The sequence below is a fragment of the Amycolatopsis sp. NPDC114505 genome (genome assembly GCF_055633615.1).
In genome coordinates, this window is record NZ_JBVKDV010000001.1 from 587,151 (window position 1) to 607,982 (window position 20,832).

23 protein-coding genes and 1 tRNA gene are annotated in these 20,832 nt (G+C 68.6%); 3 read left to right on the plus strand and 21 right to left on the minus strand.

Going from position 1 to position 20,832, the window contains the following annotated elements; all coding sequences use genetic code 11:
• Window positions 1-485: 485 nt before the first annotated feature.
• From ACZ7OU_RS02935 to rplJ, 14 genes are all read right to left on the minus strand, one after another.
• On the minus strand, window positions 486-1,466 hold the full coding sequence (locus ACZ7OU_RS02935; protein ID WP_470240759.1) for a hypothetical protein: 981 nt from the start codon (window positions 1,464-1,466) through the stop codon (window positions 486-488).
• 72 nt (window positions 1,467-1,538) lie between these two features.
• The gene (locus tag ACZ7OU_RS02940; protein ID WP_470239541.1) at window positions 1,539-2,129 is read right to left on the minus strand and encodes a hypothetical protein; all 591 of its coding nucleotides are present in this window, start codon (window positions 2,127-2,129) and stop codon (window positions 1,539-1,541) included.
• 36 nt (window positions 2,130-2,165) lie between these two features.
• Window positions 2,166-3,431: an MCE family protein gene (locus ACZ7OU_RS02945; RefSeq protein ID WP_470254041.1), complete on the minus strand. Its 1,266-nt coding sequence runs from the start codon at window positions 3,429-3,431 to the stop codon at window positions 2,166-2,168.
• Complete coding sequence (locus tag ACZ7OU_RS02950; RefSeq protein WP_470254042.1) at window positions 3,431-4,618, minus strand: MCE family protein; 1,188 nt, start codon at window positions 4,616-4,618, stop codon at window positions 3,431-3,433. Before ACZ7OU_RS02950 ends, ACZ7OU_RS02945 begins: the two co-directional genes overlap by 1 nt.
• Complete coding sequence (locus ACZ7OU_RS02955) at window positions 4,615-5,796, minus strand: MCE family protein (protein WP_470254043.1); 1,182 nt, start codon at window positions 5,794-5,796, stop codon at window positions 4,615-4,617. The genes ACZ7OU_RS02950 and ACZ7OU_RS02955 overlap by 4 nt, the downstream gene beginning before the upstream one ends.
• Complete coding sequence (locus ACZ7OU_RS02960; RefSeq protein ID WP_470239545.1) at window positions 5,793-6,779, minus strand: MCE family protein; 987 nt, start codon at window positions 6,777-6,779, stop codon at window positions 5,793-5,795. Before ACZ7OU_RS02960 ends, ACZ7OU_RS02955 begins: the two co-directional genes overlap by 4 nt.
• The gene (locus ACZ7OU_RS02965; RefSeq protein ID WP_470239546.1) at window positions 6,776-7,804 is read right to left on the minus strand and encodes an MCE family protein; all 1,029 of its coding nucleotides are present in this window, start codon (window positions 7,802-7,804) and stop codon (window positions 6,776-6,778) included. The genes ACZ7OU_RS02960 and ACZ7OU_RS02965 overlap by 4 nt, the downstream gene beginning before the upstream one ends.
• Window positions 7,801-9,126, minus strand: a complete 1,326-nt coding sequence (locus ACZ7OU_RS02970; RefSeq protein WP_470239547.1) for an MCE family protein — start codon at window positions 9,124-9,126, stop codon at window positions 7,801-7,803. Before ACZ7OU_RS02970 ends, ACZ7OU_RS02965 begins: the two co-directional genes overlap by 4 nt.
• On the minus strand, window positions 9,123-9,959 hold the full coding sequence (locus ACZ7OU_RS02975; RefSeq protein WP_284747835.1) for an MlaE family ABC transporter permease: 837 nt from the start codon (window positions 9,957-9,959) through the stop codon (window positions 9,123-9,125). The genes ACZ7OU_RS02970 and ACZ7OU_RS02975 overlap by 4 nt, the downstream gene beginning before the upstream one ends.
• A gap of 4 nt (window positions 9,960-9,963) precedes the next feature.
• Complete coding sequence (locus ACZ7OU_RS02980; RefSeq protein WP_470240760.1) at window positions 9,964-10,716, minus strand: MlaE family ABC transporter permease; 753 nt, start codon at window positions 10,714-10,716, stop codon at window positions 9,964-9,966.
• Between the two features lie 38 nt (window positions 10,717-10,754).
• Window positions 10,755-11,951, minus strand: a complete 1,197-nt coding sequence (locus ACZ7OU_RS02985; protein WP_470239548.1) for an ABC transporter ATP-binding protein — start codon at window positions 11,949-11,951, stop codon at window positions 10,755-10,757.
• A 287-nt stretch (window positions 11,952-12,238) separates the two neighbouring features.
• Window positions 12,239-12,376, minus strand: a complete 138-nt coding sequence (locus ACZ7OU_RS02990; RefSeq protein WP_470254044.1) for a hypothetical protein — start codon at window positions 12,374-12,376, stop codon at window positions 12,239-12,241.
• A 108-nt stretch (window positions 12,377-12,484) separates the two neighbouring features.
• Window positions 12,485-12,868 carry a 50S ribosomal protein L7/L12 gene (gene rplL / locus ACZ7OU_RS02995; protein WP_470254045.1) on the minus strand — a complete coding sequence of 128 codons (384 nt, stop codon included), beginning with the start codon at window positions 12,866-12,868 and terminating at the stop codon, window positions 12,485-12,487.
• A 51-nt stretch (window positions 12,869-12,919) separates the two neighbouring features.
• Window positions 12,920-13,474 carry a 50S ribosomal protein L10 gene (rplJ, locus tag ACZ7OU_RS03000; protein WP_155548847.1) on the minus strand — a complete coding sequence of 185 codons (555 nt, stop codon included), beginning with the start codon at window positions 13,472-13,474 and terminating at the stop codon, window positions 12,920-12,922.
• A gap of 279 nt (window positions 13,475-13,753) precedes the next feature.
• On the opposite strand from rplJ, the gene ACZ7OU_RS03005 reads away from it, so the two are divergent.
• A complete protein-coding gene (locus tag ACZ7OU_RS03005; protein ID WP_470254046.1) occupies window positions 13,754-14,608 on the plus strand; it encodes a hypothetical protein in 855 nt (284 codons plus the stop codon).
• 1 nt (window position 14,609) lies between these two features.
• Here the strand turns inward: ACZ7OU_RS03005 and ACZ7OU_RS03010 are convergent, their stop codons facing one another.
• The 6 genes from ACZ7OU_RS03010 to ACZ7OU_RS03035 form a co-directional block, all read right to left on the minus strand.
• The gene (locus tag ACZ7OU_RS03010) at window positions 14,610-15,383 is read right to left on the minus strand and encodes an alpha/beta fold hydrolase (RefSeq protein WP_470254047.1); all 774 of its coding nucleotides are present in this window, start codon (window positions 15,381-15,383) and stop codon (window positions 14,610-14,612) included.
• A 70-nt stretch (window positions 15,384-15,453) separates the two neighbouring features.
• Entirely contained in the window at window positions 15,454-16,173 is a 720-nt protein-coding gene (gene rplA / locus ACZ7OU_RS03015) for a 50S ribosomal protein L1 (RefSeq protein WP_086675533.1), read from the minus strand.
• A gap of 198 nt (window positions 16,174-16,371) precedes the next feature.
• Window positions 16,372-16,809: a 50S ribosomal protein L11 gene (gene rplK, locus ACZ7OU_RS03020; protein WP_470239552.1), complete on the minus strand. Its 438-nt coding sequence runs from the start codon at window positions 16,807-16,809 to the stop codon at window positions 16,372-16,374.
• A gap of 73 nt (window positions 16,810-16,882) precedes the next feature.
• Window positions 16,883-17,710, minus strand: a complete 828-nt coding sequence (gene nusG / locus ACZ7OU_RS03025) for a transcription termination/antitermination protein NusG (protein WP_470239553.1) — start codon at window positions 17,708-17,710, stop codon at window positions 16,883-16,885.
• 73 nt (window positions 17,711-17,783) lie between these two features.
• Complete coding sequence (secE, locus tag ACZ7OU_RS03030; protein ID WP_470254048.1) at window positions 17,784-18,224, minus strand: preprotein translocase subunit SecE; 441 nt, start codon at window positions 18,222-18,224, stop codon at window positions 17,784-17,786.
• Between the two features lie 26 nt (window positions 18,225-18,250).
• Window positions 18,251-18,323, minus strand: a tRNA-Trp gene (locus tag ACZ7OU_RS03035).
• Window positions 18,324-18,618: 295 nt separating this feature from the next.
• Between ACZ7OU_RS03035 and ACZ7OU_RS03040 the strand changes: the two genes are divergently transcribed.
• Window positions 18,619-19,503, plus strand: coding sequence for a TIGR03619 family F420-dependent LLM class oxidoreductase (locus ACZ7OU_RS03040; RefSeq protein ID WP_470255870.1), 885 nt, complete (start codon window positions 18,619-18,621; stop codon window positions 19,501-19,503).
• Between the two features lie 4 nt (window positions 19,504-19,507).
• Here the strand turns inward: ACZ7OU_RS03040 and ACZ7OU_RS03045 are convergent, their stop codons facing one another.
• Complete coding sequence (locus ACZ7OU_RS03045; protein ID WP_470239555.1) at window positions 19,508-19,723, minus strand: hypothetical protein; 216 nt, start codon at window positions 19,721-19,723, stop codon at window positions 19,508-19,510.
• A 153-nt stretch (window positions 19,724-19,876) separates the two neighbouring features.
• On the opposite strand from ACZ7OU_RS03045, the gene ACZ7OU_RS03050 reads away from it, so the two are divergent.
• The gene (locus ACZ7OU_RS03050; protein WP_470254049.1) at window positions 19,877-20,779 is read left to right on the plus strand and encodes an SGNH/GDSL hydrolase family protein; all 903 of its coding nucleotides are present in this window, start codon (window positions 19,877-19,879) and stop codon (window positions 20,777-20,779) included.
• Window positions 20,780-20,832: the final 53 nt, after the last annotated feature.

Genomic DNA, 20,832 nt, shown 5'->3' on the forward strand with positions numbered 1-20,832 from the left:
TGTCCCTCCCGCAAGGGCCGCCGGTTTCGCCGTTCGGGAGTAAGCGTGAACCCACCGGGCCCGAGAGTCAAGATGCCACACGGGGGTCCCGCCGGTTGGCGCAGCGTGGAAGAGGTTCAGCGGAGCGTGAGCGGCCGTATAGTGTTCCAGTTACCGGCGAGTAGCGCCAGTAATAGGGGTTGGACCTGGGCGTTTACCCTGTTTCGACCCCGGCGCACCCTGTGTTCCAGGCCATTTCGGACGGCACCGGTTCCGCCGCGAACGGCGTGTCGCGGCGCTTCGAGTGACCGGGTGGACGCCGTCCCAGCGGCCCCAGGCGTCGCACGTGCCCCGCGCCCGACGACGTCCTCGCTGACGCCCTGGACGCCTCCATCGGCACCCGTCGGACCACCCCGGGCGGAGCGCGGCGCCACGGGCCGCTGAGCCCCGGACACAGCGGCGGCCCGCGACCCGATCGGGGTCACGGGCCGCGGCCGTCGAGAGCGCTACTTCGTCGGCGAGGGGGACGCCGGCGGGGCCGAGGACGCCGGCGCCTGGGTGGCCGCCGGGACCTTGGGCGCGTTGTAGGTGTCCATGTCGGTGATCTTCCACTTGTCACCCTGCAGCTGGGCGTTCAGGTGGAGCTGGGCGGTGCCCGCGGTCGTCTTCTTCGTGTCCGTGCGGGTCGAGGTCTGGTCGACGAAGACCATCACCTTCGCCAGGTCGCCGTTGAGCATGATCACCGCCGCGCGCGTCACCTTGCACGTCACGATCATCTTCTGGGCCGGCGCGAGCCGCTTCACCTCGCCCATCAGCGAGTTGTACTTGTTCTTGACGTCGTCGTTGGCGAGCAGGTCGTTCGCCGCGTCCTCGGTCTTCTTGATGTTGTTGAAGTCGTAGGAGAACAGCGCCTCGGCCGCCTTCGACACGGCGTCCTTGACCTGGGCCGTCTTCGCGACGTCCAGCAGCGCGGTGTTGCTGGTCGCCTGCGACACGGCGACCTCCTCGGACTTGAACCAGAACGCCAGGCCGCCCAGGACCAGCGCGACGAGCACCAGCGCGCCCGCGACGACGTACGGCCGCTGCGCCTTCGGGCCCGCGGGCTTCGCCGGCTCCTCCTCGTCGGCGACCGGGACCTCGGCGACGTCGGTCGGCTTCGCGATGCCCGTGTCGCGCTTCTTCCGCCGCGGCGCCGGCCGCGCGGGCGCCTCCTCGGCTTCGGGCTCGCCGGTGAGGGCGTCGACCTTGGCCTCGTCCTCGGTCTCGACCGCCGCGAACACCGCCGTGTCCTCGGCGGACGGCGCGGTGTCCAGCTGCCCGCTGGCGGCCTCGAACGACTCGGGCTTGGCGGCCGGCTTCGGCGCCGGACGCGGCGCGGGCCGGGGCCGCGGCTTCTTGGTCTCGGCCGGCGGCGACGGCACCGCGGGGAGCTGGCCGGTCCGCTCGGCGGCGGACTCGTCCGAGGCAGGCTTGCGCAGACCGGCCACGCGGGGCCGGCGCGACGGCGGGGTGCTGGGCTGGCGGCGGGAGGGGGGCACTGCTGCTCCTTCTGAAAGACGCTACTGGCCGGCCGCGACGAGCGGGACGCTGTCGATGCCGGACAGCTTCCAGTCGTCGCCCACGCGGGTCATCGACACCTCGAGGCGCAGCGGCTTCGCGCTGCTCTTGTCCCCCTGGGTGACGGTCGTGGCGATGGCGGCCAGGAAGCTGGCCTTGCCTTCGTGGTCGTCCAGCTCCTCGACGGCGATGTCCTGGACGTCCGTGGTGACCTTCGTCTTGGCGTCGGCGAGCGCCTTGCGGAACGTCGGCGCCGACTGGTCGATCTGCTGCGACATCTTGTCGTCCGACACGGACTTCTGCCGGGCGAAGAAGCCGTCCAGGTCCGTGTAGTCGACCTCGGTGTAGGCCTTCAGCGCGTTCGTGCCGGCCTTGACCACGGCCTCGCGCGAGGCCGCCAAGCCGGCGTTGTCGTCGTTCGCCGCCACCCACCACTGGACGCCGAAGATCGCCGCCGCGATCAGCGCGGCCAGTGCCAGCGCCGCGGCGCCGAGCACCAGGATCCGCGAAGACTCCTTCGGCGGCGTCCCGTCGGCCGCGGGCGCCGCTTCGGGCTCCTTCACCGCCACGTCGGCCGGCTCGTCCGCACTCATAGCACTCCAGGGTAGGTAACGGTCATCAAATCCACGTCAGGCCAGGCCGAGCAGCGAACCCAGGCTGGTCAGGCTGACGCCGGGGCTCCCGACGATGCCCGGCACACCCCGGGTGTCCCGCTCTTCGGCCAGCTCCTCCGCCGGCCGGTTGGCGTTCGCGTTGACGTCGCTCGAGGACGGCGCGACCGGCACCCCGCCGTACGGCGCGTTCTGCGCACCCCGGACGTTGATCGGGCTGCCCTTCGGTTCGGCACAGTACGCGTCCTCCTTCGCCGGCTTCGGCGAAGTGTCGGCTCCGGTGCGGTACTGCGAGTACGGCAGGTACCCCTTCGTGCACGCCGGCGGGTTGAAGAGGTTGAGCACCAGGCCGAGGTGCGCGGTGCCGTCGCCGGGCGCCACGCTGCTCGCCGCGCCGGCCAGCGCCGGGTAGGTGACCAGGCCCTGCTCGATGCCGTCGAGCCGGGTCACGGTCAGGTTGGCCGTGGTCAGCAGGTTCGCCGTCAGCGCGCCGAGGCCGGGCCCGGACTCCTTCAGCACCTGGCTGATCTGCGTCGCCACCTGCGGCGTGATGCCGATGAGCTTGCGCAGGTCGCCGTCGGAGTTCTTCAGGGTCCCGGTGAGCTCGTTGAGGCTCTTGCTGAACGACGCGAAGTTCTCGGCCTCGTCGTTCTGCGTGTCGAGCACCTTGCCGCCCTGGTCGAGCAGCTGGATCGTCTGCGGCAGGTACTCCTGCGCGGTCGCGGTGAAGCTGCGCGCGGTGTCGAGCAGCTTCTGCAGGTCGCCGCCGGTGCCGCGGAAGGCGTCGTAGGACTCGTCGACGACCGTGCGCAGCGAGTCGACCGGGACCGACGCGGCGAGCGTGTCGAGGTCGCCGATCAGCCGGTCGGTGCTGACCGGGGTGGTCGTCTTCGACGCCGGGATCACCGAGCCGCCCGCCAGGTACGGGCCCTTGTCGGCCTTCGGCTTGAGGTCGACGTACTGCTCACCGACCGCCGACCGGTTGGCGACGACCGCGTCGAGGTCCGCGGGCACCTGCGGTGCCGACGGGTCGATGTTCAGGTCGGCTTCGAGCCCGGTCGGGGTCAGCCGCATCTCGCCGACCCGGCCGATGTTGTAGCCGCGGTAGGTGACCTCGGCGTTGGTGAAGATGCCGCCCGACTCGTTGAGCTGCAGCTTCACCGTGTAGCCGTCGTTGCCGAAGACGGTGCCGAGCCCGGCGAACCGGATCAGCGCGTAGACGATCGCGACGATCGAAATGATCGCGAAGGCGACCAGCTGGAGTTTCGTCCGGCGTACCAGCATCAGCCCCCACCTCCCGGCAGGAGCCCGAAGAGGTTGCCGAGCCCCGGCTTCGACTGCCCGGACTGCGGCTGGCCGCTCTCCCCGGGGATCGGCAGCGGCGGGTTGCCCGACGCGCCTTCGGTACCGCCGGTCAGCCCGGCCAGCGGCAGCTGCCCGGACAGGATGTTCTGGCGGCTGTTGCCCAGGTTCTCGACGACCGTCTTCAGGTTCAGGTCCACCTTCGCGTACAGGTTGAAGTAGTCGCCCTTGACGCCGTTGACGGCCTGGTCGCTGAACGGGAACGTCAGCAGGATCTGCAGGGCCTTCGGCAGGTCGTTGCCCGCCTCGCCGAGCTTCTGCAGCGTCGGCGTCAGCGCCTTCAGGTCGGCGACGAGGTCCTTCTGCGAGCGGTTCACCGTGTCGGTGGCGACGCCGGAGAGGTTGTCCAGCGCCTGCAGCATCGTGACCAGCTGGCCGCGCTGCTGCTCCAGCACGCCGAGGCCGGGTCCGAGGTTGTCGACCGCGCCGACGAGCTTGTCCTTCTGGCCGTTCAGGGTCGAGGACAGCCGGTTCAGCCCGTCGATGGCCCGGGTGATGTTCCGCGACTGCTGGTCGAGGTTCGTGACCAGCTGGTTCGCGTTGTCCAGCAGCGCCTTGATGTCCGGCTCGCGGCCGGACGTGGCGTTGTTGAGCTCCTTGGTGATGGTGTTGAGCTGGTCGATGCCACCACCGTTGAGCAGCAGCGACAACGCACCGAGCAGCTCTTCGACCTCGACGCTGCGGTTGGTCCGGGCCAGCGGGATCGTCGCGTTGTCGGCGAGCTTGCCCTGGGCCTGGTCGTCGCCGGGCGAGGCCAGCTCGACGTACTTCTCACCGAGCAGGCTGGACTGCTTCACGTTGGCGATCGCGTTGGCCGGCAGCTTGATGCCGCCGTTGACCTTCAGCGTCACCAGCGCGTGCCAGCCGTCCTTGGTGAGCCCGACGTTCTCGACCCGGCCGACCGGCACCTCGTCGACCTTGACCCCGGCCTGCGGGGTCAGGTCGAGCACGTCCCGGAACTCGACGTTCACCGTGTACGGGTGGTCACCGAGGTCGGCGCCGCCGGGCAGCGGCAGGTCGTAGATGCCCTTGAAGGCGCAGCCCGAGAGAGCCAGCGCGGACACCGAAGACACCACTGTGAGTGCGCCGACCTTCAGTAGCTTCCTCACTGGCCACCTCCGTAGAGCTGCCCGGCGATGGGCAGCGGCAGCGGCGGCAGCTGGCCCGCCTGGAGCGCCTGGACCGTCTGCGCCACGGACGGCAGCGGGATCACCTTGTCGACGACGCCGGCGATGCCCTCGCAGGCGCTGCCCAGCACGTCGGGGATGCCCTTGCCGGCCTGCTTGAGCAGCCGGCAGATCATCACCAGCGGCGGCTGGGTCAGCTCGTTGAGGTTCGGCCGGGCGTCGAGCGTGCCCGCCGAGCCGTTGTAGGTGTTGACCAGGTTGCTCAGGCCGACCGGCGCGACGTCGAGGATCTCGGCGAGCGAGCTGCGCTGGTCGACGAGCACCTTGGTGATGCCGGCCAGCTTGTCCACGTTGGACTTGAGCCGCTCGTGGTTCTGGTCGATGAACGCCTGCACCGAGGTGAGCGTGGTGCCGAGCTGCTGGACGGTCGCGGCGAGGTTGTCCTTTTCGGACGCGAGGTAGCCGCTGACGTCGGCGAGCTGGCTCTCGAAGCTGCGGACCTGCTTGTCGCTGTCGGCCAGCGTCTGCGAGAACTTGCCGAGGTTCTCCACGGTGGAGAACAGGTCGTCCTTGTTGCCCGACAGCGTGCCGGCCGCCTGGCCGAGCTTGGTGATCGTGTCGTGCAGGGCCCGGCCGTTGCCGTCGACGTTGGCCGCCGCGGTGGTCAGCAGGTTCGACAGCGACCCGTTCTTGTTGGCGCCGTTCGGGCCGAGGGTCTCACTGACCCGGGCCAGGCTGGCCGCCAGCTGGTCGACCTCGAGGGGCACCTCGGTGCGGTCGAGGCCGATGACCGCGCCGTCGGAGATCCGCGGGCCGCCGGTGTAGGCCGGGGCGAGCTGGACGTAGCGGTCCGACACCAGCGACGGCGCCACGATGAGCGCCTTGGCGTCGGCCGGGACGGCGACCGAGCGGTCGTACTCGAACTCGACCTTCACCTGGTTGCCCATGGGCTGGATCTTGGTGACCGTGCCCATGTCGACGCCGAGCATCCGCACGCTGTTGCCCTCGTACAGGCCGACGGCGCCGGCGAAGTACGCGGTCAGGTGGTTGCGGCCGGCGTCCTTGAGCGTCCACCAGATCCCGCCGGCGACGACGAGCGCGAGGACGATCGCGATGGTGAAGCCCCGGGTCAGGGCCATTCCGAAGCGGGTGTCACTCATTTCGTGTAGCACCCCTCTTCGTTGATCGGGCCGAACGACGGCAGCACCAGGCCGCAGATGTAGTTGTCGAACCAGCGGCCGTTGCCGATGGTGTTGGTGAAGACGCGGATGAACGGCGCGAACTTCGCGATGCCCTGGGCCAGCGAGTCCTGGTTGCGCTGCAGCATCGACGTCAGCTGGTCCAGCGACGTGAGCACCGGGTCGAGCTGCTTGCCGTTGTCGTCGATCAGGCCCTGCAGCTGCGTCGCGAGCTCACGCGAGCCGTTCAGCAGCGACGTGATCGCGTCTTCGCGCTTGGAGAGCTCCGCGAGCAGCTGGTTGCCGTCGTCGAGCAGCTTCTGGACCTCGGTGTCGCGGTCGACCAGCGTCTGCGACACCTCGCGGGTGTTGGCCAGCAGGTTCGACAGCTGCGTGTCGCGCGAGGCGATCGTGTCCGACAGCTTCGACAGCCCGGACAGCGCGCCCTTCACGTCTTCCGGCGTGTTCGCGAAGGTCCCCGAGATGGTGTCGAAGCTCTTCGCCAGCTGCTGGGTGTCGATGTTGTCGACCGTCTGCGACAGCCCGCGGAACGCGTCGAGCACGTCGTAGGGGGCCATCGTGCGGTCCCGCGGGATCCCGGTGCCCGGGTTCAGCGAGCCCTCGCCCTGCGGGTCCAGCGACAGGTACTTCTGGCCGAGCAGCGTCTTGATCTTGATCGCGGCGCTGGTCCGGTCGCCGAGCCAGGCGTCCTTGACCTTGAACGACACCTTGACCGACGCGCCGTCGAGCTCGATGTCGCTGACCTTGCCGACCTTGACGCCGGCGACCCGGACGTCGTTGTCCTTCTGCAGCCCGGAGGCCTCGCTGAACTCGGCGGTGTAGGTCGTCCCGCCGCCGATCACCGGCAGGTCGTCGGAGTTCAGCGCGGCGATGAAGCCGAGGGCCAGTACGGCGATGCCGACCAGCGCGATCGGGACGGGGTTGCGCTTCTGGAAGGACTTCATCCCTTGCACCTCTCCCGGTTGAGAGGCACCAGCGGGAGCGACACTTCGGGGATCAAGGGGGGCAAGCTGACGCTCCCGGAGAACTCGCAGGCGTAGAAGTTGAACCAGGAGCCGTAGTCCGCGGTGCGGGTCAGCGTGCTCACCTTGGTCGGCAGGAACTGGATGAAGTGCTCCAGCTCCGGCTCGTTCTTGTTGAGCTGGTCCGTGAGGTTCCCGAGGGCGCTGATGTCGTTCTTCAGCGGCTCCCGGACGTCACCCAGCAGGCCCGACGTCGTCTCGGCCAGGTTGCCGAGGCTCTCGATCGCGTCGCCGATCGGCTTGCGGTCGGCGGCCAGCCCGGACACCAGCTGCTGCAGCTTGACGATCAGGTCGTTGAGCTGCGGGGTGTGCGCGTTGACCGTGTCGAGCACCGAGTTGAGGTTGTCGATGACCTGGCCGATCACCTGGTCCTTGTCGGCGATCGTGGTGGCCAGCGACGCGGTGTGCGACAGCAGGCTCTCCACGGTGCCGCCCTCGCCCTGCAGGACCTGGATGACCTCGTAGGACAGCTTGTTGACGTCGTCCGGGTTGAGCGCGGTGAACAGCGGCTTGAAGCCGTTGAACAGCTCGGTCAGGTCCAGCGCGGGGGTGGTGCGGTCCAGCGGGATGGTGCCGCCGGGGCCGAGCGTCTTCCCGCCGGAGTTCTCGCCCTCGCCGAGCGAGACGTAGCGCTGGCCGACCAGGTTGCGGAACTTGATCTGCGCGGTCACCCCGGCCGGCAGCGTCCGCCCGGCGTCGACCTCGAACTCGACCTCGGCCTGGCGCTTGTCGACGATCTTGACGTCCTTGACCTGCCCGACCCGGACGCCGGCGATGCGGACGTCGTCGTTGGGCAGCAGCAGCGTCGCGTCGGTGAAGCGCGCCTTGTAGGCGTTGGTGCTGGTGGTGTTGATGTTGGCGATGCTGATCCCGAGGATCGTCGTGAGCACCACGGTGACGACCACGAAGACGCCGAGCTTGATCAGCGGTGCGAGCAGTCCCCTCACTTCACCGTCACCTCCGCCCCGCGGTAGAGCGGTCCGACGAGCAGCGAGCTCCAGCCCGGGACGTCGGCCGCGTTCATGCCCAGCTGCGGGCCGAGGAGGTCGGCCAGGAAGCCCTGCTCCGCCGGCGAGTAGGCCAGATCTCCGCCGCTACCGTTGCCGCCGGCCGCGTCGGCCTTGAACTTGGCCGGGTTGAGGCCGTCGCCCACGGTCTTGGGCGCGGTCTGGTGCTTCGTGCCGTCCTGGAACGCGCCGTCCGGCGGCTCCGACGGGAACGGCTTGGGGATGTCCTTCATGTCGTAGCACCGCGGACCGCGCTTGTCCTCGAACCGCGGCTCCTCCTTGCCCGCTTGGTACGGCGCTCGCGGCACGATGATCTCGATCGTCGCGTGCAGGCCGGGCTTGTCGGTGCCCTTGCCGAGCGCCTGGTCGATCAGCGGCACGTTGTCGGCCATCTGGGAGATCACGCAGGGGTACTCCGGCGCGTACTTCGCCAGCAGCTCGGCCGTGGGCCGGGCCGTGCTGGCGAGGGAGATGATGTTGTCCTTGTTGTTCTGCAGGAACGTCTGCAGGTCCACCGAAGCCTGGGTCAGGCTGCCGTAGAGGTTCGAGAGGTTCTGCTGCTCGTCGACCACGGTCCGGGTCGTCGTGCTCAGGTTGTCGAGGCTCTGCACCAGGTCGGGCGCGGCGTCCTTGAGGTGGTCGGAGAACTCCGCGAGCGCCTTGAGGTTGTGCTGCAGCTCGGGCTCGTGCGGGTTCAGCTCGCCGATGTAGGTGCCCAGCTGCGTCAGCGTGTCGCCGAGCTGGTCGCCGCGGCCCTGCAGCGCGGTCGAGATCGCGGTGAGCGTCGCCGACAGCTTCTGCGGCTGCACCGCCTGCAGCACCGGCATCAGGTGCTCGAAGGCCTGGTCCAGCTCGACCGCGCTCGACGTGCGGTCCTGCGGGATGACGTCGCCGCTGGCCAGCGTCCTGGCCGACGGGTCCTTCGGGATCTCCAGCGAGACGAACCGTTCGCCGAAGAGCGTCTTGGGCAGGAACCGCGCCGAAACGTTCTCCGGGATCAGCTTCGCCGACTCCGGGCTGAGCGCGAGGGTCAGCTCCGCGCCGTGGTCGGTGGCGACGATGTCCTGGACCGAGCCGACGATCAGCCCGCGCACCTTGACGTCGGACTGCTTGATCAGCTGGTTGCCGATCTTGTCGGCCTGCAGCTTGACCGTGACGACGGACGTGAACGCCTTGTCGTACATGGCGATGGACAGCGCCACGCCGCCGACCATCACGGCGATGAGCGCCAGGCCCAGCAGCCTGCGTCGGAGCGTCCTCATCCCGCGATCCTTACCGTGACGTCGGTTCCCCAGATGGCGAAGCCGATGAAGAAGTTCATGATCGACACCGTGACGATGGACAGGCGCACGGCCTTGCCGACCGCGACGCCGACACCGGCCGGGCCGCCGGTCGCGCGGTACCCGAAGTAGCAGTGCGACAGGATGATCAGGACGCTGAAGATCAGCACCTTGATGAACGAATAGAGCACGTCCTGCGGTGGTAGGAACAGGTCGAAGTAGTGGTCGTAGGTACCGGCCGACTGGTTGTAGATGTAGATGACGACCAGTCGTGACGCGAGGTACGAGCTCAGCAGGCCGATGATGTAGAGCGGGATGACCGCGACGAACCCGGCGATGATCCGCGTCGTCACCAGGTACGGCAGGCTCGGCACGCCCATGACTTCCAGCGCGTCGATCTCCTCGGAGATCCGCATGGCGCCCAGCTGCGCGGTGAACCCGGCGCCGACGGTGGCGCTCAGGGCGAGGCCGGCGACCAGCGGCGCGATCTCGCGGGTGTTGAAGAACGCCGTCAGGAAGCCGGTGAAGGCCGACGTCCCGATCGAGTTCAGCGCCGAGTAGCCCTGGAGGCCGACGAGGACACCGGTGAACAGCGTCAGGCCGACCATCACGCCGACCGTGCCGCCGATGACCGCGAGCGAACCGGACCCGAAGCTCACCTCGGCCAGCAGCCGGAGGACTTCCTTCGTGTAGCGGCGCAGCGTCCGCGGCGTCCACAGCAACGCCCGGCCGTAGAACGACATCTGGTCACCCAAGGTGTCCAGTGTCTGGAGGGGTCGGTTGGCGACGCGTTTCGCGCCCTGGAGGAACGTCATGGCGCTAGTCCAGCTTTCCGGGCACGATCTGCAGGTAGATCAGGGTGATCACGAAGTTCACGACGAACAGCATGAGGAACGTGATGACCACCGACTGGTTCACCGCGTCCCCGACGCCCTTGGGGCCGCCGGTGGGGTTGAGGCCCCGGTAGGACGCGACGACGGCGGCGATGAACCCGAAGATCAGCGCCTTGAGCTCACCGACCCAGAGGTCGGGCAGCTGCGCGAGGGCGGAGAAGCTCGCCAGGTACGCACCCGGCGTCCCGCCCTGCAGCACGACATTGAAGAAGTAGCCGCCCAGCACGCCGATGACGCTGACCATGCCGTTGAGCAGCAACGCGATCAGCATCATCGCGAGGGTGCGCGGCACGATCAGCCGCTGCACCGCGGAGACGCCGAGCACCTCCATCGCGGCGATCTCTTCGCGGATGGTGCGAGCGCCGATGTCGGCGCAGACGGCCGAGCCGCCCGCGCCCGCCACCAGCAGCGCGGTGACCAGCGGACTGGCCTGCTGCACGGTGGCGAGCACGGAGCCCGCGCCGGTGTAGGACTGCGCGCCCAGCTGGCGGGCGAGCGAACCGAACTGCAGCGAGATGACCGCGCCGAAGGGGATGGCCACCAGGGCCGTCGGCAGGATGGTCACGCTCGCGATGAACCACGACTGCTGGATGAACTCCCGCAGCTGGAACGGGCGCTGGAAGATGCCACGAACGATGTCGAGGCCGAGGGCGAACAGGTTCCCGGTCTCGCGGAGCATGCCGATCCCGGGGATCTTCGCCTGTGAAGCGGGAGAGCTCACCTGCCACCTGGCCCGTTGCTCGGTGGCATCCGGTGCGTGCCGGGTCTCGGCGGCTGGCCGCCGCCCGGGATCCGGGCCACCTGGTCGGCGGGCAGCTGCCCGTGGTGCTGGTTCGGAACGCCGTCGCCCTGGCGGGCACCCGCCGGGACCTGCTGCTGTTGCTGCTGCTGGGCCTGCGCGACGCGCCGCGGGCTGACGCCGTAGTGGCGCTGCTCGTCCGGCGACAGGGAGGCGATGATGCTCTGCTGCGCGGCGTCCGGCAGGCGGTGCATGATCTCCATGACCCGGTCCTTGCGGCGGACCCCGCCCATCCGCGTCGGCACGCCCGGCGTCGTCTGCATCTGCGGCGGCACCCCGGTGACGTCCTCGACCCCGCCCGCGTGGTGGCCGGCGTCGAACATCGCCTGCTCGGCGGCCATCTGGGCGGAGTCCTTCTCCTCGGACATGCCGATCGGGCCCTGCATCTTGCCGTTGAGGAACTGCTTGACGACCGGCTCCTCGCTGGTCAGCAGCACCTCGCGGGGGCCGAACATGACCAGTTCCTTGCGGAAGAGCATGCCCAGGTTGTCCGGGACCGTGCGGGCCAGGTTGATGTTGTGCGTGACGATCAGGAACGTCGCGTCGATCTGCGCGTTGACGTCGAGGAACAGCTGCGAGATGTAGGTGGTGCGGACCGGGTCGAGACCCGAGTCCGGCTCGTCGACCAGGATGATCTCCGGGTCCAGCACGAGGGCGCGGGCGAGGCCGGCGCGCTTGCGCATACCGCCGGAGATCTCACCGGGGAGCTTCTTGTCGGCGCCGTTCAGACCGGTCATGTCGAGCTTCTCGAGGACGATCCGGCGGATTTCCGTCTCGGACTTCTTCGTGTGCTCGCGCAGCGGGAAGGCGACGTTGTCGTAGAGGTTCATCGAGCCGAACAGCGCGCCGTCCTGGAAGAGGACGCCGAAGAGCTTCCGGATCTCGTACAGCTTGTGCTCGGAGCAGGTGACGATGTCCACCCCGTTGATCACACAGCGGCCGCGGTCGGGCTTGAGCAGCCCGATCATCGACTTGAGGAACACCGACTTGCCGGTTCCCGACGGACCGAGCATCGCCGACACCTCGCCCGGAGGCAGTGTCAACGTGACGTCCCGCCAGATGGCCTGCTTACCGAAGGACTTGGTCAGACCTTCGATGACCACCTCGGCACCCATCGCACCTCCAGGAGCTGTTCCGCGTCATTGCGCCCGCTGCCACACCCAAGCCACCCCACGTCGGCGGCAGGTGCGGGCCGGGGCCCCATGAACCCGCGTCAACCAGGTGCAACGAGCTGAGTGCGAACAGGTTACTCACCAGTTTTCTTTTCTGGCCAGACCCGGATCCATCGTCACCCCGCCGTGATCGGCATCGGGAGGCACGGTAGTCCATTCGGGGCAACGACGCAGATCTCCGGAGCCCGGAACCCTCGATTTAGGGACCCGGGGCTATTCGGACACCGCTCCTAGGGGATCACGGTGAAAGCGGCGAGGACCAGCAGGAACAGCACGGGCGCGACCACGGCCGCCGGCGAAAGCGTCACCAGGGGCTTGCGGGCGGACAGCTGCTGCGCGAGGAGTTCGAGATGCTGTGAGTCGGTCATGGTCATCGAATCGCTTCGAGAGCCGTCCGCGCAACACGGAAGGGGCGGGCATCCGAGTGGATGCCCGCCCCTTCTCGAGGTGGTGCACAGGCGCTCGCGCGCCCGGGATCACTTGATGGAGATCTTGGCGCCCGCGGCCTCGAGCTTCTCCTTGGCGGCCTCGGCGGCCTCCTTGTCGACCTTCTCCAGGAGGGCCTTGGGAGCGGCCTCGACCAGCTCCTTGGCCTCCTTCAGGCCCAGACCGGAGACGACCTCGCGGACGACCTTGATGACCTGGATCTTCTTGTCGCCGGCGCCCTCGAGGACGACGTCGAACTCGTCCTGCTCCTCGGCGACCGGGGCAGCGGCGGCACCCGGGGCGGCGGCAACGGCGACCGGCGCGGCGGCGGTGACGTCGAAGACCTCTTCGAACTCCTTCACGAACTCGGACAGCTCGAGGAGGGTCAGCTCCTTGAAGGCGTCGATCAGCTCGGCGGTGCTCAGCTTCGCCATGATGGCTTCCTCTCAGAAAAACGAACTAGACGTTCGGGGTGGGGGGGTGGTTCAGCTCTCGGCGGGTGCTTCGGCTGCTTCGGTACCGGCGGCGTTGCGCTGCTTCTCCTCCAGCGCGGCAGCCAGGCGGGCGACCTGGGACGCCGGCGCCTGGAACAGCGCGGCGGCCTGGGAGAGCTTCGCCTTGAACGCGCCCGCCGCCTTGGCGAGCAGGACCTCACGGCTGTCGAGATCGGCGATCCGGTTGATCTCGTCCACGGACAGCGCTTTGCCGTCCATGTAGCCGCCCTTGATCACAAGCGCGTTGTTGTCCTTCGCGAAGTCGCGAAGCGCCTTGGCGGCGTCGACCGCTTCACCCTCGACGAAGGCGATGGCGGTGGCGCCGACGAACAGGTTCTCGAGACCCTTGACGCCGGCGTCCTCAGCGGCACGCTTGACGAGGGTGTTCTTCGCGACCCGGTACTTGGCACTGGTGCCGAGAGCGCGGCGCAGCTGGGACAGCTGGGACACGGAGAGGCCGGTGTACTGGGTAACGACGGTGGCCGAGCTGGTGCGGAAGCTCTCCGCGATCTCGGCGACGGCCGCCACCTTGTCGGGCTTCGCCATGGTCGCCTCCTCTCTTGGCTAGTGTTTCCACTGGCGCCGAGGGGCCCCCGATACGACGAAACGCCCTCGCGCAAGCAGGCGCGGGGCGTCATACGGCACACAGGGTGCCGAGCCTCGTTCCTCCTGCGCGGGCCGCCCGACGAGTTGCGGGACCTTCGTTCCCCGTCTCGGACGGGGAAAACCAGCGGTCTTCGGTAGAACGTCGTCAAGAATACCTCGTCAGGCCGACAGGCCTTCTCCGACCCCCACGTTCCCGGCGGCGTGGGGCATCATGGTCACGTGGCGGAGCAGCGCGATGACGGAAAGCCGGGCTCGGAAATCGAACCGGCGGGGCCGAACGCGCCCGCTTCCCAGCCGGCGATGGATCCGGCGCAGCTGGAGGAGTTCAGGCAGTTCCAGCAGTTCCAGGACTACTTGCGGTTCACGCAGTCCCAGCAGGGCAACCAGCCGGCACCGCCGTCGGACGCGGGGGTCGTCCAGGCACCGCCGTCCCAGCCGCCGGTTGTTCCCCCGGGTTACCAGCTGGTCCCGACCGAGCGCCGCCGGGCGCCGAAGTGGGTGAGCTGGCTCGGCAAGAAGGTCATCGCGTGGGTGCTGGCGATCGTGATCCTGGGTCTGGCGGGGACCTGGCTGTACAACCACTTCTTCCCCAACGACGCCGGCAAGACGTCGGCCCAGCTGGCCCAAGAAGGCGGCGGGAAGTACCACACGAACCACGTGTTCTCGAAGAACCCTTATGAAGCCGTCCGGTTCGTGTACCAGGACATCGCCCAGGGCAGCGTCGACGACGCGTGCGGCCGGTTCGCCTACGACGCGGCCAAAGGCGTCGACATCCAGAGCAAATTCGCCCAGGACGTCGGGCAGAACGACTGCCGCCAGGCCGTCCAGGCGATCCACGCGCAGGTGCAGCCGAAGGACCGCAACGACTACGCCGAATCGGTGCCGTCGTACGTTTCCGAGCCGTTGCCGGGCGACGTGGTGACCATCGACTCCTGCTCGTTCTCGATCACCGGGGGTCCGGCGCTGGGCGTCTTCACGGTGACCAAGGTGGAAATGGGCCAGTGGCTCATCACCGGCCACGCCGCCGGCCCGACGAAGTGCGGGGCGGCACCCACCGCGACACCGACCAGCTGACTCAGCGGGGGTGCGGCGCCGTCAGGAACGTCACCAGTGCCTCCGAGAACGCCGGGGACATCACCGCCGTCATGTGGTCGCCCGGGATGCGGACCAGCCTGGCGCCCGCGATCGCCGCCGCCAGGCGTTCCGGCTCCGCGGCCAGGGGATCCTGGTCGCCCGCCAGTATCAGCGTCGGGACGCCGATCGTTGACAGGTTCAGGTGTCCTTCGCGCGAGGCCAGTGCCACCGCTGCCAGGGCCTGGCGGTCGCCGCCGACCGCGTCGGCCAGGAGGCGGAACGGGACTCCCGATGGCGGGACCGTCGACGGGTCCTCCGCCAGCAGGGCCGAGGCGATGTCGGCCGGCTTGACGACCCGGGTGTCGACGCCGCCGAAGTCGACGATGCCCGAACCCACGCCGCCCGTTGCCAGGCAGCGGATGCGCTTGTCGGCCGCCGTGGCCGTCAGGGCGATGATCGCGCCCATCGAGTAGCCGACCAGGGAGACCTCGTCGAGGCGCAGCTCGTCCAGCAGGGCCGAGACGTCCCGGGCCATGCTGTCCTCGGTGTAGCGGGACTCGTCGTGCGGCTTCTCGGAACGGCCGTGGCCGCGCGCGTCCAGCGAGATCACCGTCAGGCCGGCCTTGCGCAGCGCGGCGACGACGCCGGTCGAGATCCAGTTCGCGTTCGTGTCGGCCGCGAAGCCGTGCTGCAGCAGCACCGGGCGGTGGGCGGCGTCGCCCTCCCAGACGGTGTAGTTCAACCGGAGGCCGTCGAACGACGCGAAAGTCGGCATGACCTCCATCAGACACGAAGAAAGGGCGCCCCCGCAGCAAGCGGGGACGCCCTTTCCGGTGATGTCCGACTCAGACGTTCGCGTCCTCGGAAAGGAGGTTGCGGGTCCGCAGCGGGTCGACCGGGATGCCCGGGCCCATCGTCGTGGTGAAGGTGACCTTCTTCAGGTACCGGCCCTTCGCCGACGACGGCTTGGCGCGGAGGATCTCGTCCAGCGCGGCGGCGTAGTTCTCGACCAGCTTCTCCGTGTCGAAGGAAGCCTTGCCGATCACCAGGTGCAGGTTGGCCTGCTTGTCGACGCGGAAGTTGATCTTACCGCCCTTGATGTCCTTCACGGCCTTCTCGACCGCGGGGGTCACCGTCCCGGTCTTCGGGTTCGGCATCAGGCCACGCGGGCCGAGGATGCGGGCGATGCGGCCCACCTTGGCCATCTGGTCCGGCGTCGCGATCGCGGCGTCGAAGTCGAGCCAGCCACCCTGGATGCGCTCGATCAGCTCGTCGGTGCCGACCGCGTCCGCACCGGCGGCCTCGGCCTCGGCGGCCTTGTCGCCGACGGCGAAGACGATGACGCGGGCGGTCTTACCGGTGCCGTGCGGCAGGTTCACGGTGCCGCGGACCATCTGGTCGGCCTTGCGCGGGTCCACACCGAGACGCATCGCGACCTCGACGGTCGCGTCCATCTTGGTCTTGGAGGTTTCCTTCGCCAGCTTCGCGGCCTCGATCGGCGCGTACAGCCGCGCCTTGTCGACGAGCTCCGCAGCCTGGCGGTATGCCTTGCTGTGCTTGGTCATGCTTCTGTCCTTAAGTCAAAGTGGATCAGTGTGGTTTCAGAGCCAGCACTGGCTCTCCCACGGTGTTGTCTGCCTCGACTCCGTCGAGGCGGCGAGATCGTCTTGAAGCCGCTTTCTGCCCGCCCGATTTCGCTCGGCCCTGGGGGCCGATCGAAATCACCCGGTCAGAAACCGGCACGATCTCGCAAGCTGCAGACGTCAGGCGTCGACGACGGTGATGCCCATGGAGCGGGCGGTGCCGGCGATGATCTTCGCCGCCTGGTCGATGTCGTGCGCGTTGAGGTCGGACTCCTTGGTCTTGGCGATGTCGCGGACCTGGTCCCAAGTGACCTTGGCGACCTTGGTCTTGTGCGGCTCGCCCGAGCCCTTTTCGACACCAGCGGCCTTGAGCAGCAGGCGTGCGGCCGGCGGCGTCTTCAGCTTGAAGTCGAACGACCGGTCTTCGTACACGGAGATCTCGACCGGGACGACGTCCCCGCGCTGCGACTCGGTCGCGGCGTTGTAGGCCTTGCAGAACTCCATGATGTTGACGCCGTGCTGACCCAACGCGGGGCCGACCGGCGGCGCGGGGTTGGCCGCACCCGCCTTGATCTGCAGCTTGATGATCGCCGCAAGCTTCTTCTTCTTGGGTGGCATTTCTTTTCCTGTCCTGTACTACGTTCCCCGCGTACCTGCCGTGGACGTGGGGACTGCGGCCGCGCTGCAGCCGTCAGATCTTGGAGACCTGCGTGAACGACAGCTCGACCGGGGTCTCCCGGCCGAAGATCGACACCAGGACCTTCAGCTTCTGCCCGTCGACGTTGACCTCGGAGATCGTCGCCGGCAGCGTCGCGAACGGGCCGTCCATGACCGTGACCGACTCGCCGATCTCGAAGTCGACCTCGACGGCCGGGCCACCGAGCGGAGCGGCGGTCGTGGCGGAATCACCCTTGCCGCCCTTCGCCGGGGCTTCCTTCTCGACGCGCGGGGCGAGGAACTTCAGTACCTCGTCCACGGTCAGCGGCGACGGCCGCGAGGTGGCGCCGACGAACCCGGTGACGCCCGGCGTGTTGCGCACCGCGCTCCACGAGGCGTCGTTCAGGTCCATCCGGACCAGGATGTAGCCGGGCAGCACCTTGCGCTGCACCTGCTTGCGCTGGCCGTTCTTGATCTCGGTGACCTCTTCGGTCGGGACCTCGATCTGGAAGATGTAGTCCTCGACGTCCAGCGTCGTGGTGCGGGTCTCGAGGTTGGTCTTGACCTTGTTCTCGTACCCCGCGTAGGAGTGCACGACGTACCACTCGCCCGGCGCGGCGACCAGCTCGGCGCGCAGCGTGGCGACCGGGTCGTCGTCCGCCGCGGCGGGCTCGGCCTCGGCGTCGTCGGAGGCGGCTTCGTCTTCGGTGCTCTCGTCGCTGGAAGCGGCTTCGTCGACCTCGTCGGACACCTCGACGGGCTCCAGGTGCGCGGACTCCTCGTCACCGAGTGCCGCGTGCACCTGCTCGTCGGAAAGCTCGGTCAGGTCATGACCGGCTGATGTGCCGTTGTCGGAGGTCACGTTCCGTCCTCTCAGTTGATCATTGCCGGGGTCAGGCCGGGACCTGAGCCCCATCGGCGCGCGCCGAGGCGCGTCAGCCGAAGATCTTGCCGATGCCCCACTTGAATGCCAGATCGAGCACGCTGACGAGGGCCACCATGAACACCACGAAGGCCAGCACGACCGCCGTGTAGGTGACCATCTGCTTGCGGTTCGGCCAGATGACCTTGCGCAGCTCCGCCCACACCTCGCGGATGAAGCGGACCAGCCGCGCGAACACCGACGCCTTCTTCGGCTTCTGGTCCCGCTTCGGGGTCGGAGCGCCCTTCGCGTCGGAGGCGGACTTCTCCCCCGACTTCCCGGCCGGCCGGGTCTTGTCGTCCGCACGTGCCGCGGACTTGCCCGCCGGACGAGCGGTCGCACGTCGCTCACGCCTGGCAGCGGCTGTGACGGGACGGGACGGGCTCTCGGGCTTCTGCCCGCTGCCGTCCTGCTCCTGCTCGCCGCCGCTGGCGTCGCTGTCGCTCACGACCACTCCTCTGCTCCACCAGTTCCGTTACGCAGGGGTGACAGGACTTGAACCTGCAACCTGCGGTTTTGGAGACCGCTGCTCTGCCAATTGAGCTACACCCCTTTGGAGCCCCGATCGCTCGGAGCCCCGGAGGACGCATTCCATCGTCCCCACCATCCAGGCGGGGATGACCGTAGTGCGTTCCAAGTCCCGAAGTCTACGGCAACCCCCGTGAGAGCCCGCAACCGCGCCCCCCGATCGACCGCCGTACCCCGGCCGGCCGACGGAAAACTCCCCGCCGACCACCCGATCATGCCAGGATGTCCGCCATGACGAGCATCCCGGGGTGTGACTTCCGGAGCTTCACACCCGGGCCGGCCGCTCCGCCACGTCCGTCCGTCGTGGACCGGTGAGCGGGATGCGGCTCGGGCTGGCGCTCCCCCAGTACGGCACCCTCGCCGACCCCGCCGCCGTCGCGCGCTTCGCGACCGCCGCGGAGGACCTCGGCTTCGGCTCCCTGTGGGTCGGCGACCGGATCCTGACGCCGCACGAGCCCTCCGACCTGTACCCGGGCGGCGGGACGCCGGAGCACCCGTACCCCAAGGAGTTCGAGACCTTCGCGGACCCGTTCACGACGCTCGCGACCGCGGCCGCCGTGACCCGCACGGCCCGCCTGGGGATGAGCGCCCTGACCGGCCCGGTCTATTCCCCGGTGCTGCTCGCCCGGGCCCTGACCTCGCTCGACCTCGCCAGCGGCGGACGGCTGGACGTCGGCTTCGGGGTCGGCTGGCTGCGCGAGGAGTACTTCGCCACCGGCAAGTCGTGGGAGGGCCGCGGCAAGCGGCTCGAGGAGCTGCTCGACGCCCTCGAGGCGCTGTGGACCGGCGATCCGGTCGAGCACGAGGGCCCGCAGTGGCGGATCGCGCCGTCGACGGTCGGCCTGCGCCCGGCCCAGGACCCGCGGCCGCCGGTGCTGCTCGGCGGGTTCTCGCCACCGGCGCTGGCGCGGGTGGGCCGGCGGGCGGACGGCTGGCTGGCCGGCTGGATGCCGAAGCAGTACCTGAACGACCTCTGGTCGGTCGCGCTCGAAGCGGCGGAGAAGGCCGGGCGCGACCCCGGCACCCTGCGGCGCGTGCTGCGGATCAACCCGCGCGCGGGTACCGGGGTCGACACGGTCTCGGACGTGCCGCCGTGCCTGGACGTGGCCCGCGAGCTGGGCATCACGGAGGTGCTGGTCGACCTCCACTACGTCGCGAAGGACGTCGACCACGCCCTGGAGCTGGCGGCCGAACTGGCCGTCTGAGGGCTCAGCTCTCGCTGTCGGCGAGGGTCGCGAGCGCCCGGGCCTTGGCGGCGTACTTCCAGTTCGCGAGGTCGCGAATGGTCTTGATCTTCAGCTCGGCGAGCAGTTCGTCGTGCTTCGGCGTGAGCCCTTCGAGCGCGGACGGCGGCGCGTCCAGCAGCTCCTTGATCGACTTGTCCTCGTAGGCCTTGTCGACGAGCTTGTTCAGGTTCAGGCTCACTTGCTTTTCCTGCCTTTCTCACCGGACAACATCGGACGGGCCCACCCTCGCTGTGATCCGCGTCTCGCGCAACAGTCAATACCTCGTTCAGGTTTTCCCTAGTCACCCAGATCGACGCGGTCGAAACCGTCCGGAGTTCGGTAGAAACGTAGGGTGGCGAAGAACAGCGGGGGCGGCTGCCTCGTCGTCGTACTCGTGGTCGGGCTTCTGGCTTACGGCTACTACAAGTGGGATCACGGATCGTCGTCCGCGCCACCGGCTGGTGCGGCGACCGGGGACGGCAGCGGTCGCTACGTCGCGCTGGGTGACTCCTACACGGCCTCGCCGCGCACCGGGAAGAACGTCGGGACGCCGCCTGGTTGTGACCGGTCCGATGACAACTACCCGCGGCTCGTCTCGGCTGATCTGAAGCCGGCCGAGTTCGATGACGTCAGCTGTAGTGGGGCTACTACCGCCAACTTGACCGCTTCTCAGAAGACCGGCAACGGCTCCAACCCGCCTCAGTTGGATGCCGTGACCGCGAAGACGACGCTTGTCACGCTGGGCATCGGGGGGAACGACATCGGGTTTCTGTCGCTGGCTTCTTCCTGTGCGACGGCTCATCGGTCCGGGTCACCTTGCAAGGACAAGCTGACTGCTGGTGGGCATGATCAGCTCGCCGAGCGGATCGATGCCACTGCGCCGAAGGTCGGTGCTGTGCTCGATCGCATCCACAAGCAGGCTCCGAAGGCGAAGGTCGTCGTTGTCGGGTATCCGTCCGTGCTGCCCGATGGGGATGGGTGCTGGCCGGTGCTGCCCATCGGGGCTGGGGATGTTGCTTACTTCCGGGGGGCTTTGGGGAAGTTGAACAAGATGCTTGAGGACCAAGCTGATGGTCATTCGGCTGGGTATGCCGATACCGCTACGCCTGGTAAGGGGCATGATGTTTGTACGGCTTCGGATACCCGGTGGGTCGAGGGTGTGATTCCCACCCTGCATGGGACCGCTCTGCATCCCAATGCTCGGGGGGAGCAGGGGATGGCTGATGCTGTTTTGGGGGTTTTGAAGCTGTTTTAGGCCTCCGGCACCCCGAAGCCCTCATTGTGACTACGGCCGGCGCGACCGCGTCA

Bases quoted from the DNA above. Each gene is read 5' to 3' on its own strand.
- ACZ7OU_RS02980 (WP_470240760.1), bottom strand. From the start codon at position 10,716: ATGCTCCGCGAGACCGGGAACCTGTTCGCCCTCGGCCTCGACATCGTT.
- ACZ7OU_RS02985 (WP_470239548.1), bottom strand. From the start codon at position 11,951: ATGGGTGCCGAGGTGGTCATCGAAGGTCTGACCAAGTCCTTCGGTAAG.
- ACZ7OU_RS02970 (WP_470239547.1), bottom strand. From the start codon at position 9,126: ATGAGGACGCTCCGACGCAGGCTGCTGGGCCTGGCGCTCATCGCCGTG.
- rplK (WP_470239552.1), bottom strand. From the start codon at position 16,809: ATGCCACCCAAGAAGAAGAAGCTTGCGGCGATCATCAAGCTGCAGATC.
- ACZ7OU_RS03010 (WP_470254047.1), bottom strand. From the start codon at position 15,383: ATGCCGACTTTCGCGTCGTTCGACGGCCTCCGGTTGAACTACACCGTC.
- ACZ7OU_RS02975 (WP_284747835.1), bottom strand. From the start codon at position 9,959: ATGACGTTCCTCCAGGGCGCGAAACGCGTCGCCAACCGACCCCTCCAG.
- ACZ7OU_RS03040 (WP_470255870.1), top strand. From the start codon at position 18,619: ATGCGGCTCGGGCTGGCGCTCCCCCAGTACGGCACCCTCGCCGACCCC.
- ACZ7OU_RS02940 (WP_470239541.1), bottom strand. From the start codon at position 2,129: ATGAGTGCGGACGAGCCGGCCGACGTGGCGGTGAAGGAGCCCGAAGCG.
- rplA (WP_086675533.1), bottom strand. From the start codon at position 16,173: ATGACCAAGCACAGCAAGGCATACCGCCAGGCTGCGGAGCTCGTCGAC.
- rplJ (WP_155548847.1), bottom strand. From the start codon at position 13,474: ATGGCGAAGCCCGACAAGGTGGCGGCCGTCGCCGAGATCGCGGAGAGC.
- ACZ7OU_RS02955 (WP_470254043.1), bottom strand. From the start codon at position 5,796: ATGAGTGACACCCGCTTCGGAATGGCCCTGACCCGGGGCTTCACCATC.
- ACZ7OU_RS02945 (WP_470254041.1), bottom strand. From the start codon at position 3,431: ATGCTGGTACGCCGGACGAAACTCCAGCTGGTCGCCTTCGCGATCATT.
- ACZ7OU_RS02990 (WP_470254044.1), bottom strand. From the start codon at position 12,376: ATGACCGACTCACAGCATCTCGAACTCCTCGCGCAGCAGCTGTCCGCC.
- ACZ7OU_RS02960 (WP_470239545.1), bottom strand. From the start codon at position 6,779: ATGAAGTCCTTCCAGAAGCGCAACCCCGTCCCGATCGCGCTGGTCGGC.
- rplL (WP_470254045.1), bottom strand. From the start codon at position 12,868: ATGGCGAAGCTGAGCACCGCCGAGCTGATCGACGCCTTCAAGGAGCTG.